Source organism: Hyphomicrobium sp., assembly GCF_036780825.1.
In the GTDB taxonomy this organism is placed as follows: domain Bacteria; phylum Pseudomonadota; class Alphaproteobacteria; order Rhizobiales; family Hyphomicrobiaceae; genus Hyphomicrobium_C.
Genome location: NZ_DAIQCD010000012.1, coordinates 51,932 through 69,031, shown reverse-complemented (window position 1 = coordinate 69,031; position 17,100 = coordinate 51,932). Strand labels below are relative to the sequence as shown.

12 protein-coding genes are annotated in these 17,100 nt (G+C 65.5%); 4 read left to right on the top strand and 8 right to left on the bottom strand.

The genetic code is table 11. From position 1 onward, the window contains the following. Window positions 1–368: 368 nt before the first annotated feature. The gene (locus V7P99_RS07570; RefSeq protein ID WP_333794191.1) at window positions 369–1,712 is read left to right on the top strand and encodes an MFS transporter; all 1,344 of its coding nucleotides are present in this window, start codon (window positions 369–371) and stop codon (window positions 1,710–1,712) included. Here V7P99_RS07570 and dgcA read toward each other — a convergent pair. Together dgcA and V7P99_RS07560 are read right to left on the bottom strand one after the other, a co-directional pair. Next, complete coding sequence (dgcA, locus tag V7P99_RS07565) at window positions 1,698–2,690, bottom strand: N-acetyl-D-Glu racemase DgcA (RefSeq protein WP_333794190.1); 993 nt, start codon at window positions 2,688–2,690, stop codon at window positions 1,698–1,700. The genes V7P99_RS07570 and dgcA overlap by 15 nt on opposite strands. A 30-nt stretch (window positions 2,691–2,720) precedes the next feature. Then, window positions 2,721–5,663, bottom strand: a complete 2,943-nt coding sequence (locus V7P99_RS07560; protein WP_333794189.1) for an apolipoprotein A1/A4/E domain-containing protein — start codon at window positions 5,661–5,663, stop codon at window positions 2,721–2,723. Between the two features lie 594 nt (window positions 5,664–6,257). Here V7P99_RS07560 and V7P99_RS07555 point away from each other — a divergent pair. The 3 genes from V7P99_RS07555 to V7P99_RS07545 all read left to right on the top strand — a co-directional run bounded on the left by V7P99_RS07555 (window position 6,258) and on the right by V7P99_RS07545 (window position 8,602). Further along, complete coding sequence (locus V7P99_RS07555; RefSeq protein ID WP_333794188.1) at window positions 6,258–6,692, top strand: Hpt domain-containing protein; 435 nt, start codon at window positions 6,258–6,260, stop codon at window positions 6,690–6,692. A gap of 346 nt (window positions 6,693–7,038) precedes the next feature. Further along, window positions 7,039–7,359 (top strand): 2Fe-2S iron-sulfur cluster-binding protein, encoded by a 321-nt coding sequence (locus V7P99_RS07550; protein WP_333794187.1) that lies wholly within the window; start codon window positions 7,039–7,041, stop codon window positions 7,357–7,359. A gap of 184 nt (window positions 7,360–7,543) precedes the next feature. Then, the gene (locus V7P99_RS07545; protein ID WP_333794186.1) at window positions 7,544–8,602 is read left to right on the top strand and encodes an NAD(P)/FAD-dependent oxidoreductase; all 1,059 of its coding nucleotides are present in this window, start codon (window positions 7,544–7,546) and stop codon (window positions 8,600–8,602) included. Window positions 8,603–8,653: 51 nt separating this feature from the next. Here V7P99_RS07545 and rsmA read toward each other — a convergent pair whose 3' ends face one another. The 6 genes from rsmA to lptF form a co-directional block, all read right to left on the bottom strand. Further along, window positions 8,654–9,571, bottom strand: a complete 918-nt coding sequence (rsmA, locus tag V7P99_RS07540; protein WP_333794185.1) for a 16S rRNA (adenine(1518)-N(6)/adenine(1519)-N(6))-dimethyltransferase RsmA — start codon at window positions 9,569–9,571, stop codon at window positions 8,654–8,656. After that, the gene (gene pdxA, locus V7P99_RS07535) at window positions 9,571–10,629 is read right to left on the bottom strand and encodes a 4-hydroxythreonine-4-phosphate dehydrogenase PdxA (RefSeq protein ID WP_333794184.1); all 1,059 of its coding nucleotides are present in this window, start codon (window positions 10,627–10,629) and stop codon (window positions 9,571–9,573) included. The genes rsmA and pdxA overlap by 1 nt, the downstream gene beginning before the upstream one ends. Beyond that, complete coding sequence (locus V7P99_RS07530; protein WP_333794183.1) at window positions 10,629–11,834, bottom strand: peptidylprolyl isomerase; 1,206 nt, start codon at window positions 11,832–11,834, stop codon at window positions 10,629–10,631. Before V7P99_RS07530 ends, pdxA begins: the two co-directional genes overlap by 1 nt. 250 nt (window positions 11,835–12,084) lie before the next feature. After that, window positions 12,085–14,466: an LPS-assembly protein LptD gene (locus V7P99_RS07525; protein ID WP_333794182.1), complete on the bottom strand. Its 2,382-nt coding sequence runs from the start codon at window positions 14,464–14,466 to the stop codon at window positions 12,085–12,087. A 93-nt stretch (window positions 14,467–14,559) separates the two neighbouring features. Beyond that, window positions 14,560–15,654 (bottom strand): LPS export ABC transporter permease LptG, encoded by a 1,095-nt coding sequence (lptG, locus tag V7P99_RS07520; RefSeq protein WP_333794181.1) that lies wholly within the window; start codon window positions 15,652–15,654, stop codon window positions 14,560–14,562. Between the two features lie 6 nt (window positions 15,655–15,660). Next, window positions 15,661–16,893 (bottom strand): LPS export ABC transporter permease LptF, encoded by a 1,233-nt coding sequence (gene lptF, locus V7P99_RS07515; protein ID WP_333794180.1) that lies wholly within the window; start codon window positions 16,891–16,893, stop codon window positions 15,661–15,663. Window positions 16,894–17,100 lie beyond the last annotated feature (207 nt).

Here is a 17,100-nt window from a genome sequence, read left to right as displayed (position 1 = left end):
CGCTTCTGCAACTCTCCCGGCCGTGCAGCGCCATCGTCGGGGGGCGATTGAGCCGCGCACATCCACTGCCTTTTGGGGGGAGCCGATCGGCGATCAGGGACGCTGTTCAGCTCGGCAAAAACCGGCCCGGAAATTTTCCGGGCCGGTTTTTTTAAACCGCACGCGCGCAATGCTGCGTTGCTGGATCGTTTGAAGGGGCTGACACGCGCCTGCTGAAAACGTAGACCAACCGCTTTCACCCCCATTCGCGTTTCGTGACGGAAGCTGTTCCTGCCATCCTTGATTCCGGCAGTAGGACGCGCGTCTCTTGCGTTCAGTTTCTATGCAGCGAGCCCCGCGACTGTCGCGCCGGCGAAGAGGCACTGTGCATGGCGAAGGCCGGACATGAAACCGAGAAGCGGAGCGGCGATGAGCAGATCCGCGCATCGTACAGCCTGCGGCTTGGCCTTTTCTACGGTGCGTTGTTTCTGATCCTCGGCGTGCATCTGCCCTATTTTCCGGTCTGGCTGGACGTGCGCGGTCTCACGGCGGAGCAGATCGCTATCGTCACGGCGGCGCCTCTCTTTCTGCGAGTGTTCATCACACCCACGGTCGCGGTCATTGCGGACCGTAGCGGCCGCCACAAAACGCTGATTAACGGCTTGGCCTGGCTGGCGTTGGCGCTGACTTTGCTGCTCTCCCAAGCTTACGGCTTCTGGGCGATCCTGCTTTTCGCCGTGCCGCTCGCCATTTCGTATTCCACCATCATCCCCCTTACCGAAACGATCGCCGTGGCCGGCGTGCGCGTCCACGCGCTGGATTACGGGCGCATGCGGCTTTGGGGATCGATCACGTTCGTGCTGGCGGGCTTCGTCGGCGGATGGTTGATCGACAGCATCGGCGGTGGTGTGGTTGTCGCCTGCATTCTCTTTGGAACCCTTGCGACGGCGCTTTTCGGCTTGCGGCTTCCGGAGCGCGCCGTGAGCCCACCATCCGCTTCCGGCGGCAAAGACGGCACGCCCGCTGCGGCGGAGAGCAGGAGAGGGGAAAGCCGCGCCAAGGGCGTCGGCGTCGCCAATGCGCGCAGGCTCGTCAGCTCTCCGGTGTTCGTCGCGTTCCTCATCGCCGTCGGCGCGGCACAGGGCGCACACGGCATGTTCTACACGTTCGGCGCGCTGGCGTGGCACGCTCAGGGCATCACCACCGCCTGGATCGGCACGCTCTGGGCCATCGCCATCGCCGGCGAGGTGGTGCTGTTCGCCTATTCCGGCGCGATCATACGGCGCTTCGGTCCGGTGAAACTGATGACGGTCGCCACGGCGGCCGCCGTTGCACGTTGGGCGCTGATGAGCCTCTCGCCGCCGCTGGCCGCGCTGATCCCGCTCCAGACACTGCATACGCTAACCTACGGCGGCTCCCATCTCGCGGCGATGCATTTCATCTCGCGCGCGGTGCCGGAGGCGGCCCAAGGCACAGCTCAGGCGCTTTACGCCACGGTCGCATCCGGTGTGTTGATGGGCTGCGCCACGCTGGCGTCCGGGTGGCTTTACGCTCGTGTCGGAGGGCAGGGGTATCTGGCCATGGCTGCGCTCGCTGCCATTGGCTTTTCGTGTGCGCTGTTCGTACGCGCCAGATGGGACGGCCGCCTTCTCTGGGTCGCGCCGTTGGAGACGCCGTGCCGAGCGCAAGCGGAGAGCGGCGAGCCGCTCAAATCAAAATCACGAGCCCCATAGCCCGGCTGGCGGTGGATGCAGACGCCCATCCACAAAGCGGACGGGCGGCGTGCGGTCGGCGGCGAGCAGGAGCGGCCCGTCGAGATCTACCCAATCCGCAGCCTCGGCGAGGATGAAGGCGGGCGCCAAGGCGAGCGACGTCGCCACCATGGAGCCCACCATCACGCGGAGCCCTTGGGCACGCGCGGCGTCCCGTAGACGCAGCGCCTCCGTGAGGCCGCCGGCCTTGTCGAGCTTGATGTTGACCGCGCCGTAGCAGCCGATGCACCCGGCGAGGTCCGCGCCCGTGTGCACGCTTTCGTCGGCGCACACGGGCACCGGGTGGGCGATCTCCTTCAGCATGCCATCGTGGCCTGCTGGGAGGGGCTGCTCGATCAGCTCGAAGCGCTGCTCTGCGGCGGCCGCGAGATAGGGCTCCAGCATGTTCTCGCTCCAGGCCTCGTTGGCGTCGGCGACGAGGCGGGCTTCGGGACGCGCCTGGCGCACGGCCGCCATGCGATCGATGTCGCCCTCTCCTCCGAGCTTCAGCTTGAGGAGAATGTGCTGGGCGGCAGCCCGTGCGGCCTCCGCCATGGCAGCGGGCGTATCGAGGCTCAGGGTGAAGCAGGTCACGACCGGCACGAGGCCCTGCGCGCCGGCCAACTCGGCCGCGGAAACGCCGGTGATCTTGGCCTCGAGATCCCAGAGGGCGCAATCGAGCGCGTTGCGGGCGGCTCCGGCCGGCAGCGCGTCGGCCAGCGCCTCGCGGCTTGCGAGCGCTTCCGGCTCCCGCGCGAGCGTCTCGATCGTGGCCGCGACGCTTTCCGGCGTTTCGCCGTAGCGCGCATAAGGCGTGCACTCGCCACGGCCTACGTTGCGGCCATCCGAAACGGTGGCCGCGACCACGACGGCTTCCGTCTTGGCGCCCCGGGAGATGACGAACGGCTGCCTGAGCGGAAAGCGGTCGATCACAACCGAAAGGGACCGGCTCGGACGCATGTCAGGGCGCTTGCTGATGGGCTCTTGGCCTCACGCGATCCGCCCGCTGACATGGGCGAGGAACAGGTAGACCCGCCCCATGTCGGAGAGGAGATGCGCATTGACGGCCCGGCCGGAAGGGTCGCGCTGCTCGGCATCGTGGCGGATGTTCTCGAAGTTGATCAGGTAGTGATTGACGATCCGCTGCAGCTCCGCGTCGGTCCGATAGCGAAGGCTGAGATCGTCGAAGATGGTACGGCCCTCGGGCGTATAGAGGCTGCGTACCATCACGCCGCGCTGTCCCGCTGCGATGCGCTGCCAGAGCGCGGCAGTGGTCGCCGGGTCGAGCGAGCGGGCGATGGCGTCGATCTGATTGTGGAAGGGCACGGGCGCGGTGGCTGCCGGCGTTTGATACGCGTCCGCGCCGGATGGCGGTCCATCGACCCTCGGGTGATGGTCCCCGCCATTATTACGGGAGACGCCCGCATCGTGCACACCCGGATTGTAGACGTCACCGTTTTGGGGCGCGCTTACACGGTGTCCTGCGCCCGGATGAGCTTCTTCCTCGCGCGAGGCGCGCGCAAGGAGATCGCCGAGCGACCAGCCTTCCCGGCCGTCGCCGGCCTGCGCAGGGGAGGGGCTCGCCGTGCTGGCCGGCGGACGCGGCAAGGCCGCCGCGTAGGATGATGACGGCTGGCGCGTCGCGCCTGCGCGTGCGCCTGCAACATAGGAGCCCGTGAGCGATCCGGATGTCGTGGCCGGATAAGCGGTGGAGGGCTGAGGAAGCGAGACGTCGCGTCCGGCGATTGAGCGTGTGGTGAGCTGCGAAAGCTGTTCGATGGCCCGCAGTTGGTCGTGCAGCGCCCGGCGCATGGCTTCGGCACTCTCGCGTGTTGCCGTCGGCAGGCGTTCCATCTCTTGCTTGAGGCGTGCCTGCTCGGCGGCGATGTCCGCGGCGGCGCGGTTGGCGCGCTGGCGCACTTCGTCCGATGTTTGATCGAAGCGGCTGGAGAGCGACGACAGCTGCTCGTTGACGACGGTCGAGATCGAGGAGAACCGGTTCTTGAGCTCGTCGAGCGCGCGCTCGCCCTCGGCGCCTGCCTCCAGGCGGAAGCGCTCGAGGTCGGCGAGTGCCGCACGCTGTGCCGCCTCCGTGCTTTCGCGAAGCTGCTCGGCGGCCTGGCGCGCCCGCTGCTCGGCGCTGGTGAGCGAACCCTCCATGGAGGACGAAAAGCCCTGCACGAAGCGGCCGAACTCGTCGGCCTTGCCGGAGAGCTGCTCCATGGTCTGCGTCAGCGCCGCATGGCGCCCCTGGAGCGTCGCATCGATCTTGTAGTTCGCGGTTTCGAGCGAGTTGGCGGCGCGCAGGATCGCCTGCCCCTGGCCTTCGAAGCGATTGGTGACGGCGTTGACCTGGCCGAGGAGATTTTCCGAAACCCGCTTCAGCATCTCGGATTGTCCCGCAAGGCCCTCGATGGCCTTGAGCGACTGGCGGGTGATGTTCTCGCTCGTACGGCGGACCGAGTTGATGCCATGCATCAGGCTCTCGTCCAGGTGCACGGCCTGGCGCGAGATGGTCTCGCTGAACGTCTTGGCGTGATTGTCGAGGGCGCTCGTCAGCGCGCGCGCCTTCTCGGCCACGGCGGAGTCGATGGTCATCGTTGAGCGCACGATGGATTCATCGAACGAGCGCAGCCGTTCGCCGAAGGCGGCGTCGAGCGCCTTGGTCCGCTCGATGAGCTGCGTATCGAGGGACTGGGCCCGGTTCGTGAGCGTCGTATCGAGCGCACGCGCATACTCCTCGAACACACGCTGCAGCTTTTCGGTCCGCTTGTTGAGGGAGGTGTCGAGCGTATCGACGTAGCTTGCAATGGCGGACTGGAGCTGGTCGGTCCGCGCGCCGAGCGCCGTGGCAAGCCCCGAGGTATACCCCTCGAGCATCACCTGCAACTCCTGCGTCTTGCTGCCGAGCGCGCTCTCGAGGCGGCCCGTGCTCTGCCCGAGAGCGTTCTCGAGCCGATCGGTGCTCTGCCCCACGGCGCTCTCGAGCTGGGTCAGGTTCTCCCCCGCGCCTTGAATGATGCCCGCCAGCTTGATCTGCTGATCGGAGAGCTTGTCGATCAGGCTCGGGATATCGCTGCCCAGGGCCTTCAGCGTCTCCGTCACGCGCTCGCTGGTCGACAGCAGCGAGGTGCGCTCCCCTGCCAGCTCCTGGATCAGGCCTTTGATCTTGCGCTCGTTCTCCTCGTAGGAGCGCTCAAGCGCGGACACCTCATTGTGCACCAGGGCCTCGAGCTCACCCGCACGCCCGAGCGCGCGCGAGATGGCGTCGTTCATGAACGACACCTGCCGGCGCACCGCCTGCCCGAGCGAGGCCACCGACTGTTCCGCCATGCGATCGGGCTCGGCAAGGCGGATTGCAACCTCGGTCATGGTCGAGGAGCGGAGCCGCAGTTCGTCCGATCGCCAGGCGAGGAGGGCCAGCGCCCAAAGAACGGCGACGGGCACGATGATGGCCGTAACCGTGAGGAACGTTGCCGGCTTCTCGAACAGCGACAGGAACGTCGCTCCCGCCGCCAGCTCGGCACGGACCATGATCCATACGAACACGAGGCAGATTGCGGTCCAGCCGGCGGTCGCCATGGCCGCGTACTTGAACGGCGTTGTCGAGGGCTTCTGCTCGAGGGCGTAGATGAGCCCGCCGATCGAGGGAGCATCGTCGTTTGCCGCGATCTTGGTGCGGGGCGGTCCCGCCGGTCTGCGCCGGGCCATACGGCGCACCGCGGGCTCGGCCTCGACAGCCTCCCCCTCGTGCGCGTCTCCCATCGGCTGCAACGTCGGCGGAGAAGCGCCCTGCGATCTCGCCGCCATGTTCGGCAAGGGGGGCGGCAGCTTGTGGGGCGGTGAAGACGAGCCCAGGCTGACGACCGTGCTCGGTGGCAGAATGAGGGCGAGGTCGGTTGCCTCGGCCGGTTCTTGTTCGGCTTTCGCCATATTGTCTCCCGGCGCGGGCGCGCCTGCCAGCGGTGCCCCGGACGGCGGCTCCGGCAAAGGCGCGTCACCCATCGCGGGGCGGAGCTTGTTGTCCGCCCCTTCGCGCGGCGCAGACGCCGAGCTTGATTTCTGTTCCTGAGCCATCCACCCGTCCGCAGCCGAGGTACCCGGCCGACGTCCCCACTTTACCTTAACCCAAGGCTTTTGCTCAAACGGGTTTTCTTCGGTTGCCGTCCCCCATCAACGGACTTTTTCGCCAGCCATGCTGCGGCGCTGCCCCGCCCGAAAGCAGCCCGCGGCGTCCTCGCGGACGGCGGGATCGGCTCCAGTGCCCTGCCAACGCGGTCGGATGCCGTTTAAGGCGCCTTTGGGGCCAAATGAAGTTTCCCGTCCGGCCAGCGTCCCGTGTCGGCACACTCACTATGACTCTTGAAACGACGCAAGATTTATAATACGAATTAACAATTGCTTAGCGTATTCTATTCATATCTTGTTAGAGCACGGCGGAGTTATGATGCCCGCCAGCTGACCCCGGTGCCGTTTGGGAGCGGCATGGGGGTGTCCTTAGCCTTCCCGCGCGAGGTCTGAACGGCAATGGTCCACTTGCGAGCTCATGCGCGCCCCTGGCGCCACGACGGCCGCACCCCCGGCTCGGGTGAGCCGCTGGCCGCTGCCATTCCGGGCGAAGCGCCGATCGACAGGGCCCATCTCGGCCGCTACACGCTCGGCAGCGCCACGCTCGAGCGCGAGATTCTCGGGCTTTTCCTCGCTCAGCTTCCGCTTGGCATCGAGCAACTACGCTTCGCATCGACCGACCGCGAGTGGCAGATCGCCGCCCACACGATCAAGGGCTCGGCCCGGGCCGTCGGCGCGTGGCGGATTGCCAATCTCGCGCTCGAAGCGGAGCAGACCTCGGGCGTGACCGACGAAGCCGTCCGAGAGCATGTTCTGGCCATGCTCGAAACCGCCAGCGAAGAGGTGGAAAGCTTTGTCGAGACTGCCCTTCCCGAGACGGCGGGCTGCACCTGATCGGCCCATCCAATGAGGGCAGCAGGCCCCCGCACGGAATAGCGAGCCCGAACGGGTGAAGACGCTTGCCTAAACAAACAGCTAGAGAACTTGCCGTGAGCCTAGGCAGACGCAAAATGCGCCGGCTGCCTGCACAACTCTAACCCGCCTCATGCCCCTTTCGAGGTCTCGGGAGCCGCCGCGGTGTCGCGGTGGCTTGAAATAAACCCACGCGGCCAGTAATCCTGCGCCGACCCATCCTCCGTATAGGACCAGGACCGTGACCGCCGGACGGCCTCGGCTTTCGTGCGACGCACTGGTTCGGCAAAATCGGGAGGGAGTTCAATAGCGATTGGAGCAGCCGTCGATGGTTAAACTCACGTTCGTCCAGCCCGACGGCAGCAGCCAGACCGTCGATGCCGAGCCCGGCGTCACCGTCATGGAGGCGGCCAAGCTCAACGACATCGAGGGTGTCGAGGCGGAATGCGGCGGTGCTTGCGCATGCGCCACATGCCACGTCTATGTTGATGCGGATTGGGTGGAAAAAACCGGCAAGCCCTCCGATATCGAGGAGGACATGCTCGATTTCGCCTTTGACGTGCGCCCCGAGAGCCGTCTCTCCTGCCAGATCAAGGTAACGCCGGAGCTTGACGGTCTCACCGTCCGTGTCCCGGCGAAGCAATTCTAAAGTGCTTCCGGAAGTGGGAACCGGTCATGGCGAAGCCATGCAAGTTAAAGTGTCCGGAAAGAAGCACGAAGAAACAAAAGCTTAGAGCCGTTCCCCGAGGCCACCTAAAGCGGAACGGCTCTGAACGGCTCTAACAAAGGTCATCAGCGTCGCGACCGGCCGCACGCCCGAGAGGAGAGAAGCCATGGCATTGGACGACACGGCTGGCGCAGGCGCGCTCACGGCGGCAAGCGAATTCGACGCGGTGGTGATCGGCGCCGGGCCGGTGGGCCTTTTCGCCGTGTTCGAGCTCGGTCTCGTCGACATCAAGACCTGCGTGATCGACATCCTCGATCGTCCGGGCGGCCAGTGCACGGAGCTCTACCCGGAGAAGCCCATCTACGACATTCCGGCGCTCCCGACCGTCACCGGCCAGGAGCTGACCGACCGCCTCCTCGAGCAGATCAAGCCCTTCGGCGCCACGTTCGTCTTCGGTGAGCGCGTCGATGAGGTGAAGCGCCGCGAGGATGGGGGCTTTTATCTCAAGACGGATGCGGGGCGCGAGATCACGGCCAAGGTCGTCGTCATCGCGGCTGGCGGCGGCTCATTCACGCCGAAGCGCCCGCCCCTCGAAGGGATCGAGGCGTACGAGGGCACCTCGGTGTTCTATTCCGTGCGCCGCATGGAGGACTTCCGCGACAAAGATATGCTGATCGTTGGCGGCGGCGACTCCGCCCTGGACTGGACGCTCAGCCTGGCGCCAATCGCCAAGTCCTTGACGCTTCTCCACCGGCGCGACGAGTTCCGCGGCGCACCGCACTCGGTCGAGAAGATGCGCGAGCTGGTCGCCGAGGGAAAGGTACGCCTCATCATCGGCCAGGTGACGAAGCTCCACGGCGAGGGGGGCAACCTCGAAGAGGTGACGGTCAAGACCGCTGCCGGCGAGGAACGCGTCACCACGAACGCCATGCTGCCCTTCTTCGGCCTCACGATGAAGCTCGGTCCGGTCGCGAACTGGGGGCTCAACCTTCATGAAAACCTCATCCACGTCGATACCGAGAAATTCGAGACCAACGAGACGGGTATTTTCGCCATCGGCGACATCAACTGGTATCCGGGCAAGCTGAAGCTCATTCTCTCGGGCTTCCACGAGGCGGCGTTGATGGCGCAGCAGGCACACAAATACGTGCACCCCGACAAGAAACTCCTGTTCCAGTACACGACCTCGTCGACGAGCCTGCAGAAGAAGCTCGGGGTCAAGTAGGGTTCGGGCTCGGCCTCGGTCTCACACTCCGCGTCAGAAGACAAAGCGGCTTCAGCGGCCCGCGATCGAGCGTTCGTAGACGAGCGCGAGCTTGGCGAAGTCGCGCACGCTGAGGCGCTCGGCACGCAGGTCCGCTGCGATCCCGGCGGCCTCCAACAGCTCCTCGGGATTGGGCACCAGCGTCTTCAGGGACGCACGCAACATCTTGCGGCGCTGGCCGAACGCGGCCGCCGTCACTTTGCCGAGGGCCTTGACGGAGCAGGGCGGGTTGGGCGCCTCGCGCGGCTTGAACACGACCACAGCCGATGAAACCTTGGGCGGCGGCGTGAACGCCTCCGGCTTGAGGGTGAGCGCGAGACGCACGTTGGCGCGCCACTGCGAGATGACCGACAGGCGCCCGTAATCCTTCGTGCCCGGTACGGCGACGATCCGCTCCGCGACCTCCTTTTGGAACATCAGCACCATGCCATCCCACCAGGGCGGCCATGGCTCGGTCTCGAGCCAGCCGATGAGCAGCGTCGTGGCGGCGCCGTAGGGAAGGTTGGCGGCGATCACCGCCTTGCCGGCATTGGGGCCGAGCAGGGCCCGCCAATCAGCCGCGAGCGCATCGCCCTCGTGAACGTCGAAGCGGCCGGGATAGCGCTCGGAGATTTCCGCCAGCGCCGGCAGGCAGCGGGCATCCCGTTCGACCGCGATGACGCGTGCGGCGCCTTCGAGCAGGAGCGCGCGGGTGAGCCCGCCCGGCCCCGGTCCGACCTCGATCACCGTTCGGCCGTCGAGGGGCCCGCCCGCGCGTGCGATCCGCCGCGTCAGGTTGAGATCGAGGATGAAGTTCTGTCCGAGGCTTTTCTTGGCCGCGAGATCGTGGCGCCGGATCACCTCGCGCAGGGGAGGGAGCCCGTCCGGGCTGGCGTTCGAGCGGAGCTCGCTCGCGGGCTGGTTTCCGTCCTCGTCGGCTGCCGTGGTCATCAGGCTGGCTCGCCGTGGCGCGCCGCACGGCATCGAGCGATCGCATCGGCAACCTTGAGCGCCTCGATAAGGCTCGACGCGCGCGCTTGTCCCGTGCCGGCAATGGCGAAGGCCGTGCCATGGTCGGGCGAGGTGCGCACGAACGGTAGGCCGATGGTGACGTTGACGCCGGTGTCGAACGCCAGTGTCTTGATGGGGATCAGTGCCTGGTCGTGATACATGGCGAGCACGGCGTCGTAAGTTTCGCGGGCCGCGGCATGGAACAGCGTATCGGCCGGGTGCGGGCCGGTAACGATAAGACCCTCGCGTACGAGATCCGCCAGGGCGGGCGCGATGATGCGGGCTTCCTCGTCGCCCATCTTGCCGTCCTCGCCGGCGTGTGGGTTGAGCCCGGTCACCGCGATGCGCGGCGCCGGGACGGCGAAGTCCTCGATCAAGGCCCGATGCAGGATGCGCGCCGTCGCCTTGATGGCTTCGGCCGAGAGGGCAGCCGGCACGCGTGCCAGCGGAATGTGCACGGTAAGCGGCACGACTTTGAGGTCCGATGAGGCAAGCAGCATCACGGGCCGCGCCCCTTGCACTCCGAAGTGAGCTTCTGCGAGGGCGCCAAGAAATTCCGTATGTCCGGGATGCGGGAACCCGGCCGCCATGAGCACGGCCTTGGCGATCGGATTGGTGACGAGCGCGCGCGCTTCGCCCCGCCGGACCGCACGTGTCGCCGTCTCGATGGCATCGATGACGGCTTGGCCGTTCGCCGGGTCCGGCTCGCCTGCGATGACAGGCTTCGCGCAGGGCAGCGGCCACACTGGCAGCCGGGCATCGAAGATGGCGCCGGCGTCTCCGAGGTCGGAGAGCGTTCCAATTTCGATATCGAGCCCGAGTGCATCCGCCCGGGCGGCGAGTGCGTCACGATCGCCAAAGACCACGAAGGGCGAGAGACCTTGTTCGCGCCGCGCCTGCCAGGCCGCAAGCGTGATATCCGGGCCGATGCCGGCCGGATCGCCCATCGATACGGCGAGAGGCGGAAGCGCGGACGCCGCAGGCGCGCGTGTGCCCATCAGCGGATCTCGATGGCTGCGTCCTGGCGCAGGTCTTTGAGATGCTTCTGGGCGAGAACCTCGAATTCGCGCTGGCGCAGCTCGGCCTGGGCCGATTCACGCGCCGAGTTCTCAGCCTTGCGTCCGCAGAGCGCCCACAGCTCGACGCCGTTGTCCCCCACGCTCGCCGGCAGGAGATCGCCGTCCTTGGCATTGAGGAGAAGACTGCGCGTCGGCTCCGGAATGGAGGAGGGCGCGCGTGTTCCGAGGTCCTCGTGCTTGCCGCCGGCTGAGGCCGCGAGCGAGGCCAGCGAGGCGCAGCCGGTGAATTTGCGGGCGAGGGCATCGGCATCGGCGATGCGCTGCGCCAAGGCCCCCTGATCGACCGTTGCTGGGAGCGGCAGCGTAATCCGCTGGACCTGCAACTCCATGTTGGCCTGCGCCGCCGCCATCGGCGTTGTCGCGACGAACTCGTCCACGTCGCGCTCCGTGATGGCCACGAGGTGACCGAAGCGGCGCCGCACCACCTCGCGCCACGACATCTCGGCCTTGAAGCGCGCCCGCATTGTGCGGATGTCGACGCCCATGCTCTTCATGTGCTGGCCGAACTGCTCGAGGGTCATCTTATTGCGCTCAGCGATGCCGGTGAGCACCGTGTCTACCTCGGAATCTTCGGTTATGGCGCTGAGGCGCTTGGCTTCCTGGAGCTTGAGCTTTTCCTCGATCAGCTCATCCTGCGCCTTTTTCTTTGAGCCGGCCAAGGCGCCCGCGCGCGCTTCGCGGCGGATCTGCTCCATCATATTAGACTGCAGGTCCTTGATGAACTTCGTCTGCAGGGCGCGCGCTTCCTCCTGCGACTGTACGTTGTTCTTGCGCAGCAGCTCCTGGAAACGCTGGTTGGTCTTGGGATCCTGGACGATCGCCTTCCAGCGCGCCTCGGCCTTTGCACGCAGGTCGGTGGCACCGCCGCCACCGCCGCCCTGGAGAGCGAGGAATGCGGCCCGCTGCTCGATTTCATATGCGGTGATGGGCTCATCGTTGACCAGGATGGCAATGGACTGGGCGCCTTTCTGGCGCGCCTTGGCGGCGCCCGTCGGCTCCGCATTGGCGGTGCGGCCTGCCTGCGCGAGATGCGTCGGCGCTTGCGCGTGGGGATCGGCGGCCGCCGGACCACCGGCGAGGAATGCGGAGCCTATGAAAAGGGCGATGCGGGTCAGATGGAACATCAAGGCTGTCTCGTCAGCGCGTCACGAGTCGCAAACATGGTCGCTTAAAGCCGTACCGCGTTACGCGGGCTCTGGGCGACGGCTCAAAGTTTCCGGAAGCACTCTGGGCTGCGCGATCCGATCAGGTTGCCACCGCACAGGACCAGCCAGCTTGAGCATAAGGCCGCCGGAGCGCAGGCGCAAAGGCCAGCCGTTTTATCCACACCAACCGTGGCATGGCCAAGGCGGGAGCGGCAACGGACCTTTGCCGTCACCGGATGCTCTGGTTGACCGATGTGGCGTCCTCGCCGCCAAGGAAGTCGACGACATTGGTCTGATAGTTGAACCCGCCGAGATGCTTGAACTCGAAGCGCAGCATGACGACCTGATCGGGCTCGATGTCGCGGTCTTTGTCTCGAATGAAGGTTTCGCTGTAGGTAGCGCTCAGCATGAAGCACTCGTCGAGATAGGCGAGGCTGATGGAATCCATGAGCCGCCGTTCGTTGTCGAGGTCGTAGCGGAGCGATCCAGATAGCGTCCAGCGATCGGTGAGGCGCAGCGAGGCCTGGGTCAGGATCTCCTGACCCTGGCGATAGTAGTCATCCTCATAGTCATAGATTTGGCCGTAGGTGTAGGTCGCTGCCGCCGAGAGGGGGCCATATCTGAATACGCCGGTAACGTCTTCGCGGCGCAGCGACAGGTCGTCCTCGTCGAAGCGCGATTGCGAGATGATGCGGAACATGTCGGTAGGCGCCAGATAGACGCCGAGCACGTAATCCGAGTCATCAGTTTCGAGGCCGCTCTTCGGATTGAACAGCCGGCCATTCTCCGCATAGGCGTTCTCGCCGGAAAGATGGAAGCTCTGTCCCGCGAGCACGCGCGCGTATCCGACCGGTCCCTGGAACGTGTACTGAATGCCGACGTTGGCGCGCGTACCGGTCTCCATCCGATCGTAGCCCGAGAACTTCGAGGTATCGAACAGGTTCGTGTCGTCGAAGATCAGGCTCTGTGCGTCCTCGTTGGGCAGGTTGTCCTGATGGACGCTGGAATTGTGTGCCACGATCTGGCCGATCGGCTCAATGACGTGCGAGGTAACGCCGACGTTGGCCACCCACGGATAGGAGATGGTCGCTCCGCCCGTTGCAAGCCCGCGCAGGAACGTGTCGTCGAGACCGGCGACGGCGGGATCGTGCGGATCCTCGTAGTTGATCTGGTAGATGTCGCCGCGCAGCTCGCCGAACGGCGTGTACGTGATGCCGACGGCGTCGGTGAAGCGGCGCCGCCATCTGACCTCCGCTACAACGCGGTTCATGTCCTGAGAGTAGAGGTCTTTGGCGCTTGGCGAGCGCGTATCGGAACGTGACAAGCTCAGCGCGTTCGCCTTCCAGGACAGCTCACCGCCGAGCACTGGATCACGGACCACGTAGCTGTGATCGATCACGGGGTGGACGAGAGATTCCGTCTCATCATTGTCCTCCACCAACAGACCGCCGAAGTGATACAGCTTGGCGCTGAAGTAGTTGCGGTCCGACAGGCCCGTGAGCCAGATGTCATTGACGCGATCGGTCAAGAGCACGCTGTCCAGCTTGTAGAAGCGGCGGAAGGAATCGTCGCTCTCGATGATCGCGTTCCAGCCGTAGCTCCACCAGCTCGAGAGCGAGAAGCGGCCGTGCGTCTCGAGGCTGCCGCGCCAGCCGTCGAGGTTCCGGTTGGCGCTCGATGGCAGGTCGCGCCAATCCTGGTCGATGGCAGCAAACGTCACCGAGTACTCGCCGCTCGCTAGCCTGTGGCGCCAGTCACCCTGCCACAGCACGCCCTGATCGCTCATGTAGCGGGGGCGGAACGTAAAGTCGTACTGCGGCGAGAGCGCGAAATAGTAGGGCAGCTCGACGAACACGCCGAGATCGTTCGAGTTGCCGTAAGTCGGCGCGAGGAAGCCGCTCTTGCGCTTCACGGACGGATCGGGGTGCTCGAAGTAAGGCAGGTAGCCGACCGTCACGCCCAGGATCTTCATCTCGGCGTCCTGGTAGGAAATGGTGGCGGCAGCCTGGTCGTGGATGATGCGCCTGGCGCCGATGCACCACAGGGGCGGCACGTTCCCGTCGCTTTTACACGCCGTGAAGGTCGCTTCCGAAAACTCGGTGACATTGCCTTCGCGCCGCTCGCCGCGCTCGGCCGTGATGCGGGAATCGTCGCGCGTGACGACGGAGAGCGATTGCACGAAGCCGTCGCGGAAATCATCGGTTAGGGTGTAGCTGTCGGCGCGGATGATGTTGCCGTTGACGTCCTTGAGCTCGACATTGCCGGACGCGGTGAGCGTATTGGAGCTGCGGTCGTAGATGACCTCGTCGGCCGTCAGTACGTTCTTGTTGTAATAGATTTCGACATTGCCGCGGGCAATGACCCGGTTTCCAGCGTTGTCGTAGATCAGCTCGTCGCCCTGCAGATAGAGTGGCAGGCCTTTATCGAGCTTCTGCGGCTTGCCGAACATGCCGCCGGGCTGCTCGGGGAATGCCGTTTTGGGGGAGGCGGCCGAGGCGGGAGCCGTTGCCCCGGCAGCGATTAGCGAAACGAGCAGCGCGCCGAAGCCGCAAGCCAGCCGGGGGAATGCGCGCGCCCTGCGTGCGGACCGTGCAAGGGTGAGATCGGACAAGCGCAAACACCCCCTATCCTCCGCAGCGCCGCGGGAATACGGGGTGAGGAACTCTCTGCATGTCGCCAGCAATGTGCGCGCAACACGCATCACTTAGCCGTCCTCCTGGTGCAAGAGCACCGTCACCGAACACAGAATGGCGAGAAACACGGGGACCCAGATCGCAGCCCAGACCGGCGCCAAGCCGGCGGCCCCGATTTGCCTCGAGATTTCCGCGAAAAGGAAGAAACCAAATCCCCCAACCATTCCTGTCACAACCATAGTCTGGATGCCACCCGAGCGGAATGACCGCAACGACACAGTGGCCGCCAAAAAAACCATTGCGATGCAGAGCAGCGGGCGACTCAGCAGAAGCTCATATTGGGTGCGTAAGTGAGTTGTGGAAAGTCCGGCTTTATCAGCGACATAGATGAGATCTGGAAGCTCCCAGAAGGAGACGGAGATGAGGCTGCCGAAAGCGTCTGCGGCGCGCTCCGGAGTAAGGTACGTCGAGAGCAGATAGCGCTGGAAGGATTCGGGCTCGCGCCCAAGCCCGGACACCACCGCATCCTCGAGCACCCAGAAGCCCTCCTCCAGGGTGGCGGCTTTGGCGTCGATCCGTTCCGTGAAGTGGCCCTGCTTGTCGTAGACGAAGGCGCTCACCGACGTGAGGCGGGTGCCGCGCTGGCTGGCCGTTGCCGCGCTCAGGATCGATTGCCCGTCGAGGCCGTCTTGGCGCAGCCAGGGTTCCTTGGAACCCTTGGTCAGTGCGCTCGATTCGCGTCCGAAGGCCACGGAGTAGAGCCGCTCGGCCTCGTCCCGGGCGTCGGCCGCCATGGGATTGAACACCAGCGAGCTGAACAGGCCGAGCAGCGCCGCCACCACGATCCCTGGCTTTAGGAACTGCCACACGGACATACCGCCGGCTCTCATGACGGCGAGTTCGCTCTTGCGGGCGAGCATGAGCAGCGCCCCGATCGATCCGACGAGCACGGCGAAGGGCAGCAGGATCTCCGTATAGGCGGGCAGCCGCAGCAAGGTGATCCAGGCCAGCATCCAGGCCGGAACGCTTCCGTACTTGCCGGCCTGGCGCAGCATCTCCACGAAATCGATCATGAAAATCAGCACGGTGCAGAGCGCGAACACCGAAAAGATCGCGACCAGAAAGCGCGTGCCGATGTAGAATGAAAGGGTCGAGAGGCCCGGCATGGAAGGCTAGCCTCCGCTTCCGGCGGCGGGCGCCATGCGCCGCCGGCTGAGCTTCTGGCGCAAGCCTGCGGCCAGGGTGGCGGCAGCGTCCATGGCCCGATCGAGCCACGCCGGCCCTCGCGTCTGCCGCGTGCCGCGAACGATCAAGATCATCGAGGCGCCAATGGCGGCGAGGGGAATGAGGTAGAGCACCGGCACGGCGGCTGCGTGCAGGGTGACGACGTTGTTCGTTGCGAATCCCGCGAGGCGCAGCCCGACGCCCACCAAAAAGCAGGCCCCCATGCGCGCATGCCGGTTCTGGCGTGTGCTTTGCGCCTGGCCCACCATGGCCACCGCCAGGAGCACGAAGGCCAGGGGGTAGAGCATGCTCGAGAATCGCTCATGCAACTCGGATCGGAGGCGACCGGGGGAATCGTCTTTCGCTCGCCGTGCCGGTTTCGCCTCCTCGGCATCCTCGGCGGAAGGGAGAAGCTCGCTCAAATAGCGTTCTCGTGGCCTCAGCTCCGCTGCGCCTTCGCTGCGGCGCTCGAAGCTGTCGAGATCGACTGCATATTTGTCGAAGGCGATGATCTGCGACGGCTCGCTCAAGCCTCCGTTCCGGCGCAGGATGTGCCCGTCCATCATGAACAGGTACGTGCCGCCGTTATCCTCGACGAGCACGCCCTTGTCGGCCAGGAAGGATTGCACCTCCTTGTCCTTGCGCACGTCGTGCATGAGGAGGCCGTGCAGGGTGCCGTCGAGAGTGCGTTCCCGGATGTGGAACGTGAGGCCGCGCTCGGCGGTCGAGAAGCGCCCCGGCTGCATGACCTGCGTTAGCAGATCGGTCCGCACCTGCACGACCATGTCCCGGAGCTGGCGGTAGCTCCACGGCGCCGCCAGATGATTCACAAACGCGACGAACACCATCACGAGAAGCGCGAGGGTCGTCAAAGGCTTGGTGATGGTCCAAGCGGTGGCCCCGGACGCCGTCAGCACGATGATCTCGCTGTCGCTGTTGAGGCGGTTCAGCGTATGGATGGTGGTGATCAGGAGCGCGAAGGGCGTGATCACGGCAACGAAGCTCGGCAGGCCGAGTGTCGTCATCTTGACGAGGGTGAGGGCACTCTGGCCGTGGCCGGTCACCACGTTGAGCTCACGGAGCGCGAGGGAGATCCAGACGATACCCGTGAGCGAAAGCAGCACGAGAAGAAGCGCGCTGCCGGTCTGCCGGAACACGTATCGTGAGAATATCGTCGTCATGCCATGCCGATCACGCGGCGCTCCATAGCGGCAGCAGTCGCGGCGATAACCGCGGGGCCGTTCGAGCGCTGCCTCTCACCCGCAGCCGGTTCCGCTGTGCTGCGCACGATCTCGTCCTTTGCCCTGATCTTCCCGTCTCCTTCCATGCCAGGATGGCGGAATTTCGGCTGTTCTCCAAGCCACTAGCCCGGCCGAACCGACGCCTTC